Genomic DNA, 14,262 nt, shown 5'->3' on the forward strand with positions numbered 1-14,262 from the left:
GTTTTTTTATGCCCTGTTTCAAGGGCGGTAAAGATGGGCATGCCCCGCCCGGTACAGCGACGACTCACTGAAGCTGTCGCTGGCCAACACCCGGCCCACCACAATCAACGCCGTGCGTCGAAAGCCCTTGGCCGCCACTTTCTCGGCAATATCACTTAAGTTTCCCACCGCCCAATCCTGATCCGGCCAGGTTGCCCGGTGCACCACGGCAATCGGGCAATCCGCGCCGTAGTGAGGCAGCAGTTCAGCGACGATCTTGTCCAGATGATTGACCCCCAGGTGAATCGCCATGGTGGTGCCATGTCGGGCCAGGCAGTCGAAAGCCTCACCGGCGGGCATGCTGGTCTTATCGGCATAGCGGGTCAGGATCACGCTCTGGGCGATGTCCGGCAGGGTCAGCTCGGTTTCCAGCAGCGCCGCGCAGGCGGCCACGGCGGTGACTCCAGGGATGATCTGGAAGGGGATGCCCAATTCCCGCAGGTGGCGGATCTGTTCGCCAATGGCGCCATACAGGCTGGGGTCGCCGGAATGGACGCGCGCCACATCCTGGCCTTTGGCATCGGCGGCCTTGATCAGATCAATGATCTGTTCCAAGTGCAGTTCGGCGCTGTTGACCACCGTTTCCGCCTGATGACCTTCAAGTACAGCTGCCGGCACCAGCGAGCCGGCATAGATGATCACCGGGCAACTACGGATCAGCCGCTGGCCTTTGACGGTGATCAATTCCGGGTCGCCGGGACCTGCGCCGATGAAGTAGACGGTCATGGGATAATCCTGGTGAAAAACGCGTGAGCATGAAAGTTGCTCATGATCGAGAGGAGCGATTATCGGGTTTTCAACCCGCGCATGCCAAGGCAAAGGTGGCGTGGGCGGTTTTTTTGCGGGTGATCAACAGGCGGGCGGGGGCATTGGCAAGCTGTTCAGCAAGGGCCAGTGCGGCGCTTTCAGCGATGCCGTAGCAACCGGTATGGGCAAAAGCGATGTCGGATTTATGGCTCAGCCGGTCTGTGTAAACCGCCAGGCGTTCCACGCTGAAGCACTGTAATGGCAGTTTCAAAAGCGCGGCAACCGCCAGTAATCCTGGTTCATCCCGCTTGCGGTCGATACTCGCCAGTGCGGTGATTTGGCTGCGCTCGATACCGCCCTCGGCGAGGGCGGTATCAATCAGGGCCAGCAAGGCGTGACTGTTACAGCCCCGCTGGCAACCCAGGCCAACCACTAACGTCATACCGAGTATTGATCGTCGCGGTTACGACGGAACAGCCAGGCGCTGATCAGGCCCAGGGCCAGCCAAAACGCCACGTTGGTCAGCTGCGACGCGATCTTGAATTGCGCTTCCAGGGCCTCCGGGGCCAGCATCGAGTGCACTTCCGGCTGTGGTGCGCCGATCACGTGCGGCACTACCAGAATCGCCACTCCCAGGGCCTTCAACAACCAGTTGCGTCCGAATGCGATCAGCGCGATACCGACGGCGGTCGAGGCGGCGGTGCCAATCCACCAGATTTGGCGTTGCGCGAGGTCAGCGGCGGCTGTGCCTGGCAGTTCGGGCGGCAGGCCCATCGTCGGCGCCAGCACGAAGGTTGCGTAACCGGCCAGGCCCCACAGCAGGCCTTGGGCAGTGCGGGTTGGCGCACGCAAGGTGTACAGACCGGCGAGCATCAGTGCAAAACCTACAGCGACTACCAGGTTGCCGCCCGTGGTCGACAGCACGCGCTGCCAGCCATCCTCCGGCTCCCAGGCTTCGGCATCATGGGTATGAGCCGCGGTGCCGGCAGCGTGCTCATGCACCACTTGGGTGGCAGCCGGGGCCTTTTCAAAGGTTTCCGCCTGCAGAATCAGCGGGGCGACCCATAAGCTTTGCAGCAGTGTCAGCAGCAGGGCAGCCAATAGACCGGTGAAGCCTGCGGTTTGCGCAATACGCTTGATCATGTCGGCAGGTCTCAGTGGCACGGGAACGCGGCGCTGTGGCGGGTATCGTGAGCAGCGTTGTGCACCGCCTCGATGTGCGAGAAACCGGCGAAGTACACCAGGCATGCGCCCAGGATTGACGCGCCGATGGCGGCGGTCAGGCGTTGGCTCAGGGTGGCGGTGCTGGCGGTGTGCGAGGTGCTGCTGATGATCGACATGGCGCGTCCCTTTCAGGTGTCAGGGTGAAACGAGCGCATGAAAACCCCGCGAGCCGGGCACGCAGGGTTTGAACAGCGCCCGCCCACCGCGGGTTTGTTATCTGATTTTTTCGGGCCGGTCTCCGGGCTTGCGAGGGGCATTGCGCCTATTAAGCATCGCCTTCCCATGCCTTGGAGGCACAGTGGATCTGACACTTCGCTCGCTTACCGTTGCGGGGGCAGCACCGGACTGGTCATATCGCTATGACGCACCGGTTTCCCGTTTCACCCTGTGAGGGGCACCCGAAACAAGATGTGTAGGAGAGCATGGGGGCGGGAGGGGAGTCAATTGGGTTGTTGGGGGCATATCCGTTGTTTAGGTAAGGGCGGAACCAATACCCGCCATCACCCAAATAACGGATATGTACACCAACCCAAACCCCATCATTGACCATCCCCCAAGCACTGCGTAGCCTTGCACCCTCGAGGTTCTTCAGCCCAGGCCGAAGCTAAGAAGGGAACGCGGTCCAAGCCGCGGCTGCCCCCGCAACTGTAAAGGGTTCAGCTGACTGCCACGCCACTGCCGACAAGGCGGGAAGGCGCAGTCAGCGCCGGTCGCAAGACCTGCAAGCCCCAAGCCAGGAGACCTGCCTCGCAACCGATTTTAAATTCAACCGGGCGGGGTGATCCGGTGACGAAATCCGCTGCTGCGCGCCGTCGCAGGGCCTATCGTCCCGTATGCCCGCCCCAAAGGGCATCCGATGAAAACACTGGCCAAACTCCCCGTCACCATCGTCACCGGCTTCCTGGGCTCGGGCAAAACCACCTTGCTGCGCCACATGCTCGACAACGCCCAGGGCCGTCGCATCGCGGTGATCGTCAATGAATTTGGCGAGCTGGGCATTGACGGTGAAATCCTCAAGCAGTGCTCCATCGGTTGCACCGAAGAAGAAGCCAACGGCCGCGTCTATGAACTGGCCAACGGCTGCCTGTGCTGCACCGTGCAGGAAGAATTCTTCCCGGTGATGCGCGAATTGGTTGCCCGTCGCGGCGACCTCGACCATATCCTCATCGAAACCTCAGGCCTGGCCTTGCCAAAGCCGTTGGTTCAAGCTTTCCAATGGCCGGAAATCCGTAGCGCCTGCACCGTTGACGCGGTGATCACCGTGGTCGACAGCCCGGCCGTGGCCGCCGGCACCTTTGCTGCGTTCCCGGATCAAGTGGATGCCCAGCGCAAGCTCGACCCGAACCTGGACCACGAGTCGCCGCTGCACGAGTTGTTCGCCGATCAACTGGCCAGCGCGGACCTGGTGATCCTCAATAAATCCGACCTGATCAGCCCTGAAGACTTGGCCCGGGTGCGCCTGGAAGTTGCCGAAGAACTGCCGCCAGCGGTGAAAATCATCGAAGCCAGCAGCGGTCGCCTGCCACTGGACGTGTTGATTGGCCTGGGCGCCGGCTCCGAAGAACATATCGACGATCGCCACAGCCATCACGATCATCATCACGAAGGTGAAGACGATCATGACCACGACGCCTTCGATTCCATCTCCATCGACCTGCCGCAAGCCGACGAGTCGCTGCTGCTCGACGCCCTGACCCAACTGGTGGTGCAACACGGCATCCTGCGCGTCAAAGGTTTCGCCGCGATCCCGAACAAGCCGATGCGTCTGTTGATCCAGGGTGTGGGCACGCGTTTCGACAAGCATTTCGACCGTGCCTGGGGCGCAGATGAGGCGCGGATCACGCGCCTGGTGCTGATCGGACAGGACCTCGACGCGGCGGGCCTCGAAGCGCAACTGCGCGCCGCCCTCAGCGTTTAACCCATGCACCTGCTCAGGACCCAGCCCGGTGGTTTCGTCTCGGACGACAATATTGCCGACCTTGGCCAAACCCCCGCTGACCTGGTGATCCTGTGCAGCGGCGATTCCAGCCTGGCGCTGCTGGCGGAAGCTGCGCAGCAGTTACCCGAGGATTACCCCAGTTTCCGTTTGGCCAACCCGATGCAGGTGCAGAACCATGCGTCGGTGGACCTGTATGTCGATGAAGTGCTGCGCCACGCCAAGGTCATTCTGATCTCGCTGCATGGCGGCATCGGTTATTGGCGTTATGGCATCGAGCGGCTGGTGGAATTGGCCGAGCGGGGCGTCCAACTGATCCTGGTGCCGGGCGATGATCGCCCGGACCCGGAACTCAGCGCACTGAGCACCGTCGGCGCCGACGCGCGTGATCGCCTCTGGCATTTCCTGCGCCAGGGCGGCCTGGCGAATGCCTTGGATTTTTATCGCTGTCTGGCCAGTGGCTACCTGGGCCGCGACTATGTCTGGGAAGAGCCGCAAAACCTGCCGCGCACGGCGATTTATCATCCGCGCCACGCCAACGCCCGCCTGAATGATTGGCAGGCCGACTGGAATGCCGAGTGGCCGGTGGCGGCGGTGCTGTTCTACCGCTCCCATTTGCAGGCGGCCAATACCGGTTTTATCGATGTGTTCTGCCAGCGCTTGCAGGCGGCGGGCCTCAACCCGTTGCCGATGGCGGTGGCCAGTCTGAAAGAGCCCGCCTGCCTGGCGGTGGTCGAGGACCTGCTGGATGAGGTGGGTGCGGCGGTGATCCTCAACACCACCGGTTTCGCCCAGTCGAGCCCTGAGGCGCCGCATTTGCGGCCGTTTCGCCGCAATATCCCGGTGATCCAGGCGATCTGCGCCCAGGACAACCAGCCCGGCTGGGAGGCCAGTGAGCAAGGCCTCGGCCCCCGCGACTTGGCGATGCACATTGCCTTGCCGGAGTTGGACGGGCGCATTATCAGCCGTCCGATCAGTTTCAAGGACCTGGCCTGGCGCAGCGAGCGCAGCCAGTCGGATGTGGTGTGCTATCGAGCGGCGCCGGAACGCATGGATTTTGTCGCTGAGCTGGCGTGGCGTTGGGTCGAGCTGGCGCGGGTGCCAAATGCCGACAAACGCATCGCGCTGATCCTCGCCAACTATCCGACCCGCGATGGGCGTATCGGCAATGGTGTCGGCCTGGATACGCCGGCGGCGGCGCTGAATATCCTGCGTGCGTTGCACGCCGAAGGTTATCCAGTGCCGGATGCACTCCCGGAAAGCGGCACGGCGCTGATCCACGATTTGCTCGGCGGCGTCACCAATGACCTGGACAGCCTCGACCTGCGCCCTTGCCATCAAAGCCTGAGTCTGGATGACTACGAGGCGATGTTCAGCCGCTTGCCCGAGGCCAATCGCCAAGCCGTGCTGGAACGCTGGGGCACGCCCCATAACGATCCAATGTGCCGCGACGGTCGCATGATGATCGCCGGCCTGCGCCTTGGCCTGATGTTTGTCGGTATTCAGCCGGCACGGGGTTACCAAGTAGACGCCAGCGCCGTTTACCACGACCCGGACCTGGTGCCGCCCCACGGTTACCTGGCGTTCTATTTCTGGCTGCGCCACACCTACGGCGCCCACGGCGTGATCCATGTGGGCAAGCACGGCAACCTTGAATGGTTGCCGGGCAAGGGCGTCGGGTTGTCGGAGAACTGCTGGCCCGATGCGCTGCTGGGGCCGCTGCCGAATATCTACCCATTCATCGTCAACGATCCGGGCGAGGGCGCCCAGGCCAAACGACGCACTCAGGCGGTGATCATCGATCACCTGATGCCGCCGCTGACCCGTGCCGAAACCTACGGCCCGCTGCGTAACCTTGAGCTGCTGGCGGACGAGTATTACGAAGCGCAACTGCTGGACCCGCGTCGCGCCCTGGAACTGCAAAAAGACATCCTCAAGCTGGTGCGCGAAACCCGCATCGACCAGGAGCTCGAGCTGGAGAGCGACGCCGATGCCGCCGTGTGGCTACCGCGCCTGGACACTTACTTGTGCGACTTGAAGGAGTCGCAGATCCGCGACGGCTTGCATATCTTTGGCGAGTCACCCGCAGGCCGCTTGCGCATCGACACCTTGCTGGCCTTGCTGCGCATCCCGCGCGGTGACGGCCGTGGCCCGCAATCGAGCCTGTTGCGGGTGCTGGCCAAGGCGTTCGAGTTGGGCTTCGATCCGTTGGACTGCGCCTTGGCCGAACCCTGGACCGGGCGTCGACCGTTGGTATTGCAAAAGATCGATCCGCAGTTGTGGCGCACTGCTGGCGATACCCGCGAACGCCTGGAACTGTATGCCGCACGGCTGATCGAGCAAGCCCTGGAAGGGCCGCTTGAGCAGTTGGAAGAACCGGGCTGGGAGGATGTGAAGGCGGTCATCGAAAGCCTGCGTATCGTAGTTGCACCGCGTCTGGATGCTTGTGGGCCGGCGGAAATGCGGGGGTTGCTGGATGCCCTCGGCGGCCGTTTTGTGCCGGCGGGCCCCAGTGGCGCGCCGAGTCGCGGGCGTTTGGATGTGCTGCCAACGGGGCGCAACTTCTTCACCGTCGACGTACGCAACCTGCCGACCACCACGGCCTGGCGCATCGGTTTCCAATCCGCCAACCTGATTCTTGAGCGGCATTTACAGGACCACGGCGACCACCTGCGCCAGCTCGGTCTGTCGGTGTGGGGCACCGCCACCATGCGCACCGGCGGCGACGATATCGCCCAGGCCATGGCACTGATGGGCGTGCGCCCGGTGTGGGCGACCGGCAGCCAGCGGGTGGATGATTTCGAGATCCTGCCGATCAGCCTGTTGGATCGCCCGCGCGTAGACGTGACCTTGCGTGTGTCGGGCTTTTTCCGCGATGCCTTCGCCAATTTGATCCGCCTGTTCGACGCCGCGGTGCAGGCCGTGGCGGCGCTGAATGAGCCGGACGACATGAACCCTCTGGCCGCCAAGGTGCGCAATGAGCGCGAGGCGTTGCTAAAGTCCGGTCTGGACGAAGAGGCCGCCGCGAAACAAGCCGGTTGGCGCATCTTTGGCGCTAAACCCGGCGCCTATGGGGCGGGTGTGCAGGGCGCCATCGACGGGCGTCTGTGGCAAAGCCGCGAAGACCTGGCCGAGGTTTACTTGAACTGGGGCGGTTATGCGTATGGTGGTTCCGACGAAGGCACCGCCGCCCGCGAACAATTTGCCCAGCGCCTGAGCCAAGTGCAGGCGGTGCTGCAGAACCAGGACAATCGTGAGCACGACCTGCTCGACTCCAACGACTACTACCAATTCCAGGGTGGCATGCTTGCCGCCGTGGAAACCCTGAGCGGCGACAAGGCCGCCAGCTATCATGGTGACCACAGCCAGCCGGACCTGCCGAAGATCCGTACGCTGAAGGGCGAGCTGAACCGGGTGATCCGTTCCCGCGCCGCCAACCCCAAGTGGATCGAAGGCGTGAAGCGCCATGGCTATAAAGGTGCGTTTGAAATGGCGGCGACCGTGGACAATGTGTTCGCCTTCGACGCCACCACGGCGCTGATTGACGATCACCAATACGCATTGTTGGCCGACGCCTACCTGCTCGACCCCGACACCCGCGCCTTTGTGCAACAGCACAACCCCGATGCGCTGCGCGACATGACCGAGCGCATGCTCGAAGCGCAACAACGTGGCATGTGGCAGGAGCCGGGGGCTTACCGTGAGGCGTTGGAAAACCTGTTGCTGGATATAGAAGAAGACAGCTGATGACTGATATTCCGCATTTCCCGCTGTCCGCCGTAGTCGGCGCCGACGACCTGAAACTGGCGTTGTGCCTGACCGCCATCGACCCGAAGATCGGCGGTGTGCTGATCGAAGGCCCGCGCGGCATGGCCAAGTCGACTTTAGCGCGTGGTTTGGCGGACGTGCTGGCCAGCGGTCAGTTAGTGACCTTGCCCTTGGGCGCCACTGAAGAGCGTCTTGTCGGCACGCTGGACCTGGATGCTGCCTTGGGCGAGGGCCGCGCGCAGTTTTCCCCCGGCGTATTGGCCAAGGCGGATGGCGGCGTGTTGTACGTCGATGAAGTCAACCTGCTGCCCGACCACCTGGTAGACCTGCTGCTGGACGTGGCCGCCAGCGGCACCAATCTCATCGAGCGCGATGGCATTTCCCATCGTCATTCGGCGCGCTTCGTGCTGATCGGCACCATGAACCCGGAGGAGGGTGAGTTGCGACCACAGCTGCTCGACCGTTTCGGTTTCAACGTGGCGTTGAGCGGGCAGACATTGCCGGCTGAGCGGGGACAGATCATTCGTCGTCGCCTGGAGTTTGATAGCGATCCGGTGGCGTTCTGCGCGCAATGGGATGAGTCGCAGGCGGCCTTGCGCGAACGCTGCACCCAGGCGCGGGCGCGGCTCGACGCTATCGCGCTGGATGATGAGGCGCTGGCGCAGATCACAGAGCGGTGTTTCGCGGCGGGCGTCGATGGCTTGCGTGCGGACCTGGTGTGGTTGCGTGGCGCTCGGGCCCATGCCGCCTGGCGTGGCGCCAGTGCTATCGCCGAAGAAGATATCGACGCGGTGGCGGAATTTGCCTTGCGCCATCGCCGCCAAGAGCAGGCCCCTGCGTCCAGCCCGCCGAGTGAAGGGCAGTCGCCCAAGGCCTCCGATGCTTCGCCGGGTCAAGGTCAATGGGGCGATATGCCCGCACCGGCCTTGCCCACGGGCGCACGCCGGGAAGTCCCCACCTGGCCAAAAAAGCCCTAGGCATCCGTCCCCGACCTGACACGGGGGCGGATGCCCGCCCCAAGGCAGGGCGACTGGACAGAGGCAGGCACGGCAAGGCGCGCAGCGCGCAGCAGGGTTCGATCCATTGGCCGGGCACCTTGCTGGGTGGTCGCCCGCAAACCCGTGAAGATTTGCTGTATCAACTGCGCAGTCGTTCGGCCCATGAGCTGTGGCTGGTGATTGTCGATGCGTCGGCGTCCACACGGCGGCATCGTGCGCTCGCCGACGCCAAGGGTTTGTTGGCCCAGTTGTTTGATGACGCTTACCGCCAGCGGGCGCGAATGGCGTTGTTGACGGCTAGCGGGCATTCACCCAAATGGCAGGTCCAGGGATTGAAGGCTGCTAAGGGCTTGGCGGGCTGGCTGGATCAATTGGGCGCGGGTGGTGGCACGCCGTTGCTCGCGGCGTTGACCGAGGCCGGGGCGTGGTTGACGTTGCGACGCAAGCGTTATCCGACTGAACAACAGCGGCTGCTGGTGATCACTGACGGGCGACTCAAGGATATCGCCGGGCTACCGTTGCTCGAGTGTCCGGGGCTGTTGGTGGATATCGAGCGTGGGCCGATCAGGTTGGGTCGGGCTCGGGAGTTGGCGGTGGGGTTGCAGCTGGGCTATCGGCATATTGACGATTAGCTATTGCCCGGCACATTTGGCCAAAGATCCGCCACCAGGAACAACCGCTCGGCTTCCTCCCAATCCTGATCGACTTGAACCATGCGCACCAATAACTGCGCCGGCGCCATGGGATCCAGGTCCGCCAACCAGCCCATCATCTGTTCTTCACTCCAGACTTCATCCACCGGGTAATGCGCTGGCGCCAACCACGCATGCCTGGGCAGAGGCTGCCAGCGACCGGGCGGGCTTAGGCTGACAAACGCTTGCCAATCACGCTGATGCAACCAGCGCCCACGTAAATGCTGCGGATGGGCGCCAATGGGGGCTTGGGCCTCGCCAGGCCAGGGATACAGCAGATAACCGCCCAGCCACAAATGCGCATCGAAATGCTGGATATCCAGCGCCGCCAGCGCCTCTCGGCTTTCCACCCGCTTGGAAATCGGCAGTTGATGCTGGGCCAGATGGGCCAACTTGCGGTCCAGCCGGTCATGGCAGCCTGGCCCCAGCCATTGCGCCGTGTCCTGGCCATTACCGTCCTGCGGGCCGAGATAGAGTTTGATCGCCAGTTCCAAGTGATGCACGCCATCGCGGTCGCGCAGCAGCATGTCCAGCTCGCCGAGGGTATGCCCGGCGCGACGAATTGGCAGGTTGGCGGCCAGCAATTCAACCCCCGGTGCATGCTGTACAGCGAACTGCCACAGGCGTTCGTAATACAAGCCCAGACGTCGGGTGCGCGACAGGTTCAGCCACTGCTGCAAGGTGCTGCTGTCCTGATCGAGTTGGCGCAGCCAGTGCTCCAGCAGATGAGGCGCTTGCACCCAATCGCTGCCTGCCAGCGGATGGCGCTGTGGCCAAGGCGTTTGCGCCAGCATCGGCGGGGCGAGCATCACCCACGCCAGGTCGCGCACTTCGGGGTGGCGCAGCTGGCGGGGCAGGTTGTGCAGATTCGGGAACACAGTCATGGTCCGAGCATAGCCTTTTAAGTGCGGTGGGGGTGGCTGAGAACCATTGTCATCAAGGCTTCACGGCGACAAAGGATTTTGCCTGGGCCGGCCTTTCGCCCATAATCGTTCTTTTTGCCACACCCCAAATCCTGCAGGAGCCTCATGGAGCAATTTCGCAATATCGGCATTATCGGTCGCCTGGGCAGTACCCAGGTGTTGGACACCGTCCGCCGGCTGAAAAAATTCCTGCTGGAACGTCATCTGCATGTGATCCTCGAAGACACCATCGCCGAAATCCTGCCGGGCCACGGCCTGCAAACCTCGTCACGCAAGATGCTCGGCGAAGTCTGTGACATGGTGATTGTGGTCGGCGGTGACGGCAGCCTGCTGGGGGCTGCTCGTGCCTTGGCGCGGCATAACGTGCCGGTGCTGGGGATCAACCGCGGCAGCCTGGGTTTCCTCACCGATATCCGCCCGGACGAGCTGGAAGTCGAAGTCGCCAAGGTGCTCGATGGCCATTACCTGGTGGAGAACCGCTTCCTGCTGCAAGCCGAAGTGCGCCGCCACGGCGAAGCCATCGGCCAGGGCGATGCCCTCAACGACGTGGTGCTGCACCCTGGCAAGTCCACGCGAATGATCGAATTCGAACTTTATATAGACGGCCAGTTCGTGTGCAGCCAGAAGGCCGACGGCCTGATCGTCGCCACGCCCACCGGCTCCACGGCCTACGCGCTGTCGGCCGGTGGCCCGATCATGCATCCCAAGCTGGATGCCATTGTGATCGTGCCGATGTACCCCCATATGTTGTCGAGCAGGCCGATTGTGGTCGACGGCAACAGTGAGTTGAAAATCGTGGTGTCCAAAGACATGCAGATCTACCCGCAGGTGTCCTGTGACGGGCAGAACCACTTTACTTGCGCTCCCGGTGACACTATCACCGTGAGCAAGAAGGCGCAGAAGTTGCGGTTGATCCACCCGCTGGACCACAACTACTACGAAGTGTGCCGCACCAAGCTGGGCTGGGGCAGCCGCTTGGGGGGTGGAGGCGACTGATGCTCGATCCCGCGCGTAGCTACGACCTGATTGGTGACGTGCACGGTTGCGCCCACACCCTTGAGCACTTGCTCGACCGGTTGGGTTACCACAAGCAGGGCGGCACCTGGCGTCATCCGTCGCGCATGGCGGTGTTCCTCGGCGATATCATCGACCGTGGCCCGCGCATCCGCGAGGCGTTGCACATCGTCCACGACATGACCGAAGCCGGCCAGGCGCTCTGCATCATGGGCAACCATGAGTTCAACGCCCTGGGCTGGACCACGCCCGCACCACCGGGCAGTGGCAAGCAGTTCGTGCGCGAGCACACTCCACGGCATGCGCGATTGATCCACGAGACACTGACCCAGTTCGAGCACCACACGGCTGACTGGCACGACTTCCTCGGCTGGTTCTATGACATGCCGCTGTTTGTCGACGCCGGACGTTTCCGCGTGGTGCATGCCTGCTGGGATGGCGGCTTTATCGATCCGCTGCGCGCCACGTTCCCGGACGGCTGCATCGACCAGCACTTCCTGCAGGCCGCCGCCGTACCGGGCAGTTTTGCCTGCAATGCCTTCGACCGGCTGTTGCGCGGTACCGACATGCGCCTGCCGGATGGCCTCACGCTGACCGGCGGCGATGGCCTGACACGCTCGTTCTTTCGCACCAAGTTCTGGGAAGACGACCCCAAGACCTACGGCGATATCGTGTTCCAGCCCGATGCCTTGCCGGAGCCGGTGGCGCGTACGCCATTGTCGTCCACCGAAAAGAATTCCCTGCTGCGCTACGGCGTCGACGAACCGTTGCTGTTCGTCGGGCATTACTGGCGCAGCGGCAAACCGGCGCCGATCCGCCCGAACCTGGCCTGCCTGGACTACAGCGCGGTGCTGTACGGCAAGCTGGTGGCGTACCGTCTGGACCAGGAAACCCAATTGGATCCGCGTAAATTCGTCTGGGTCGATGTTGAGCGGCCCGAGGTGATTGTATGAGTACCGTGCCCGTATTGCGCTTGCCTCTAAGCGTCGACCTGGGCGGTTTCGTCAAGCTGCTGCAACGCATGCAAGTGCCTCATCGCGTCAGCGAGGAAGCTGGCGAGCAAGTGTTGTGGGTGCCCGAGACGATCAGCGATGACGTACGCGTGTTGTACCAGCGCTTTCCCGCCGGCGACCCGGACCAGCAACTGGATATTCCCGAGCAGGCGCCGGTCGCGCGCCCAGGCTTTATCCAGCAATTGCGCCATAGCCCGGTAACGGCCCTGGTGCTGCTGGCGAGCCTTATCGTCGGTGCGGTGACCTTGCTCGGTGAAAACCTGCACACCATGGCCTGGCTGACCTTCCTGCCGTTTCGCATTCTTGGCGAGTACATCCAGTTCACACCACTGGCCGAGACCTTGGCCTCGGGCCAATGGTGGCGGCTGGTCACGCCGATGCTGATCCACTTCGGCATCCTGCACCTGGCCATGAACGGCATGTGGTACTGGGAATTGGGCCGGCGCATTGAAGCGCGCCAGGGCAGTATCAACCTGCTGGGCCTGACCCTGTTGTTCAGCCTGGTCTCCAACTACGCTCAGTACGCTTTCGGCGGCCCTGGCCTGTTTGGCGGGTTGTCCGGCGTGTTGTACGGCCTGCTCGGGCACTGCTGGATTTTTCAATTACTCTCGCCTAACCCGGCCTACCGCTTGCCCCGTGGGGTGCTGGCGATGATGCTGATCTGGTTGGTGCTGTGCATGTCGGGGCTGGTCTCGATGATCGGTTTCGGCGAAATCGCCAACGCTGCCCATGTCGGCGGCCTGGTTATCGGCTGCCTGACGGGTTTGCTGGGTGGGCTGTACAGCCGCCGCAAAGCCTCTATTTGATAAGGAAGAGCCTCATGTCCTCTTTTGCTGAAATGATCGAAAACATCACGCCGGACATCTACGAGAGCCTCAAGCTCGCTGTGGAAATCGGCAAGTGGTCCGATGGCCGCAAGCTTTCCGCCGAACAGCGTGAGCTGTCGTTGCAAGCCATGATTGCCTGGGAAATCCAGAACCTGCCGGAAGACCAGCGCACCGGCTACATGGGCCCGCAGGAATGCGCGTCCAAGTCCGCGCCGGTGCCGAACATCCTGTTCAAGTCGGATGCGATCCATTGATCGAAATTGGCCGCGGTGCAGTCAGCAAAATGTCGGCGCAACTCGGTGAGCCGACCGTTCAATACGCGTTTCGTCTAGGTGGTGCCGAGGTGCCGGTCAATCCGTTGATCGGCACTCACGTGCGCCTGGAATACCTCGGTGCCATCCATTGCAGCCATTGCGGCCGCAAGACCAAGACCAGCTTCAGCCAGGGCTACTGCTACCCCTGCATGACCAAGCTGGCCCAGTGTGATCTGTGCATCATGAGCCCCGAGCGTTGCCATTACGATGCCGGCACCTGCCGCGATCCGGGCTGGGGCGAGAAATTCTGCATGACCGACCATGTGGTGTACCTGGCGAATTCGTCGGGGATCAAGGTCGGTATCACCCGCGCTACCCAGTTGCCGACGCGCTGGCTGGACCAGGGTGCGAGCCAGGCGCTGCCGATCATGCGCGTGGCGACCCGCCAGCAGTCCGGTTTTGTCGAAGACCTGTTCCGCAGCCAGGTGGCCGACAAGACCAACTGGCGCGCGCTGCTCAAGGGCGACGCCCAGTCCGTCGACCTCAAGCAGGTCCGTGACGAGTTGTTCGCCTCCTGCGCCGAGGGCCTGCTGAGTTTGCAGGAACGCTTTGGCCTGCAGGCCATCCAAACCATTGCCGACATCGAACCGATCGAAATCCGCTACCCGGTAGAGCAATATCCCACCAAGATCGTCAGCTTCAACCTGGACAAGAACCCGATTGCCGAAGGCACGCTGCTGGGGATCAAGGGCCAATACCTGATCTTCGATACCGGCGTTATCAACATTCGTAAGTACACGGCCTACCAGCTCGCCGTGCATCAGTAG

General features: G+C 62.7%; 14 protein-coding genes and 2 riboswitches. Of the genes, 9 read left to right on the forward strand and 5 right to left on the reverse strand.

Going from position 1 to position 14,262, the window contains the following annotated elements:
- Positions 1-18: 18 nt before the first annotated feature.
- From cobM to LVW35_RS12010, 4 genes are all read right to left on the reverse strand, one after another.
- Positions 19-765 carry a precorrin-4 C(11)-methyltransferase gene (cobM, locus tag LVW35_RS11995; RefSeq protein ID WP_233895718.1) on the reverse strand — a complete coding sequence of 249 codons (747 nt, stop codon included), beginning with the start codon at positions 763-765 and terminating at the stop codon, positions 19-21.
- A gap of 70 nt (positions 766-835) precedes the next feature.
- Positions 836-1,228: a cobalamin biosynthesis protein gene (locus LVW35_RS12000; RefSeq protein WP_233895720.1), complete on the reverse strand. Its 393-nt coding sequence runs from the start codon at positions 1,226-1,228 to the stop codon at positions 836-838.
- The gene (locus LVW35_RS12005) at positions 1,225-1,929 is read right to left on the reverse strand and encodes a CbtA family protein (protein WP_233895721.1); all 705 of its coding nucleotides are present in this window, start codon (positions 1,927-1,929) and stop codon (positions 1,225-1,227) included. The genes LVW35_RS12000 and LVW35_RS12005 overlap by 4 nt, the downstream gene beginning before the upstream one ends.
- Positions 1,930-1,940: 11 nt before the next feature.
- A complete protein-coding gene (locus tag LVW35_RS12010; RefSeq protein ID WP_233895723.1) occupies positions 1,941-2,126 on the reverse strand; it encodes a CbtB domain-containing protein in 186 nt (61 codons plus the stop codon).
- A gap of 96 nt (positions 2,127-2,222) precedes the next feature.
- Positions 2,223-2,427, reverse strand: a riboswitch (cobalamin riboswitch).
- Positions 2,428-2,574: 147 nt separating this feature from the next.
- Positions 2,575-2,774, forward strand: a riboswitch (cobalamin riboswitch).
- 92 nt (positions 2,775-2,866) lie between these two features.
- Between LVW35_RS12010 and cobW the strand changes: the two genes are divergently transcribed.
- The 4 genes from cobW to LVW35_RS12030 are packed head-to-tail and all read left to right on the forward strand — an operon-like array spanning position 2,867 to position 9,344.
- Positions 2,867-3,928 carry a cobalamin biosynthesis protein CobW gene (gene cobW / locus LVW35_RS12015; protein WP_326489603.1) on the forward strand — a complete coding sequence of 354 codons (1,062 nt, stop codon included), beginning with the start codon at positions 2,867-2,869 and terminating at the stop codon, positions 3,926-3,928.
- 3 nt (positions 3,929-3,931) lie between these two features.
- Positions 3,932-7,693, forward strand: coding sequence for a cobaltochelatase subunit CobN (gene cobN, locus LVW35_RS12020; protein WP_233895725.1), 3,762 nt, complete (start codon positions 3,932-3,934; stop codon positions 7,691-7,693).
- Positions 7,693-8,691, forward strand: coding sequence for an ATP-binding protein (locus LVW35_RS12025; RefSeq protein WP_233895727.1), 999 nt, complete (start codon positions 7,693-7,695; stop codon positions 8,689-8,691). The genes cobN and LVW35_RS12025 overlap by 1 nt, the downstream gene beginning before the upstream one ends.
- Before the next feature lie 53 nt (positions 8,692-8,744).
- Positions 8,745-9,344 carry a vWA domain-containing protein gene (locus LVW35_RS12030; RefSeq protein ID WP_233896456.1) on the forward strand — a complete coding sequence of 200 codons (600 nt, stop codon included), beginning with the start codon at positions 8,745-8,747 and terminating at the stop codon, positions 9,342-9,344.
- On the opposite strand, the gene LVW35_RS12035 is transcribed toward LVW35_RS12030, so the two are convergent.
- Entirely contained in the window at positions 9,341-10,288 is a 948-nt protein-coding gene (locus tag LVW35_RS12035; RefSeq protein ID WP_233895729.1) for a DUF1853 family protein, read from the reverse strand. The genes LVW35_RS12030 and LVW35_RS12035 overlap by 4 nt on opposite strands.
- 144 nt (positions 10,289-10,432) lie before the next feature.
- On the opposite strand from LVW35_RS12035, the gene LVW35_RS12040 reads away from it, so the two are divergent.
- Genes LVW35_RS12040 through LVW35_RS12060 form a run of 5 tightly spaced genes read left to right on the forward strand, consistent with a single transcriptional unit; the run spans position 10,433 to position 14,262 of the window.
- A complete protein-coding gene (locus LVW35_RS12040) occupies positions 10,433-11,323 on the forward strand; it encodes an NAD(+) kinase (protein WP_003217892.1) in 891 nt (296 codons plus the stop codon).
- A complete protein-coding gene (locus tag LVW35_RS12045) occupies positions 11,320-12,294 on the forward strand; it encodes a metallophosphoesterase (protein WP_233896458.1) in 975 nt (324 codons plus the stop codon). Before LVW35_RS12040 ends, LVW35_RS12045 begins: the two co-directional genes overlap by 4 nt.
- Complete coding sequence (locus LVW35_RS12050; protein WP_233895731.1) at positions 12,291-13,160, forward strand: rhomboid family intramembrane serine protease; 870 nt, start codon at positions 12,291-12,293, stop codon at positions 13,158-13,160. The genes LVW35_RS12045 and LVW35_RS12050 overlap by 4 nt, the downstream gene beginning before the upstream one ends.
- 14 nt (positions 13,161-13,174) lie before the next feature.
- Entirely contained in the window at positions 13,175-13,435 is a 261-nt protein-coding gene (locus LVW35_RS12055) for a YeaC family protein (RefSeq protein ID WP_010210866.1), read from the forward strand.
- Entirely contained in the window at positions 13,432-14,262 is an 831-nt protein-coding gene (locus LVW35_RS12060; RefSeq protein ID WP_233895733.1) for a DUF2797 domain-containing protein, read from the forward strand. The genes LVW35_RS12055 and LVW35_RS12060 overlap by 4 nt, the downstream gene beginning before the upstream one ends.

It is taken from the genome of Pseudomonas sp. HN11, assembly GCF_021390155.1.
Taxonomy (GTDB): domain Bacteria; phylum Pseudomonadota; class Gammaproteobacteria; order Pseudomonadales; family Pseudomonadaceae; genus Aquipseudomonas.

Bases quoted from the DNA above. Each gene is read 5' to 3' on its own strand.
- cobM (WP_233895718.1), bottom strand. From the start codon at position 765: ATGACCGTCTACTTCATCGGCGCAGGTCCCGGCGACCCGGAATTGATC.
- LVW35_RS12000 (WP_233895720.1), bottom strand. From the start codon at position 1,228: ATGACGTTAGTGGTTGGCCTGGGTTGCCAGCGGGGCTGTAACAGTCAC.
- LVW35_RS12005 (WP_233895721.1), bottom strand. From the start codon at position 1,929: ATGATCAAGCGTATTGCGCAAACCGCAGGCTTCACCGGTCTATTGGCT.
- LVW35_RS12010 (WP_233895723.1), bottom strand. From the start codon at position 2,126: ATGTCGATCATCAGCAGCACCTCGCACACCGCCAGCACCGCCACCCTG.
- cobW (WP_326489603.1), top strand. From the start codon at position 2,867: ATGAAAACACTGGCCAAACTCCCCGTCACCATCGTCACCGGCTTCCTG.
- cobN (WP_233895725.1), top strand. From the start codon at position 3,932: ATGCACCTGCTCAGGACCCAGCCCGGTGGTTTCGTCTCGGACGACAAT.
- LVW35_RS12025 (WP_233895727.1), top strand. From the start codon at position 7,693: ATGACTGATATTCCGCATTTCCCGCTGTCCGCCGTAGTCGGCGCCGAC.
- LVW35_RS12035 (WP_233895729.1), bottom strand. From the start codon at position 10,288: ATGACTGTGTTCCCGAATCTGCACAACCTGCCCCGCCAGCTGCGCCAC.
- LVW35_RS12040 (WP_003217892.1), top strand. From the start codon at position 10,433: ATGGAGCAATTTCGCAATATCGGCATTATCGGTCGCCTGGGCAGTACC.
- LVW35_RS12050 (WP_233895731.1), top strand. From the start codon at position 12,291: ATGAGTACCGTGCCCGTATTGCGCTTGCCTCTAAGCGTCGACCTGGGC.
- LVW35_RS12055 (WP_010210866.1), top strand. From the start codon at position 13,175: ATGTCCTCTTTTGCTGAAATGATCGAAAACATCACGCCGGACATCTAC.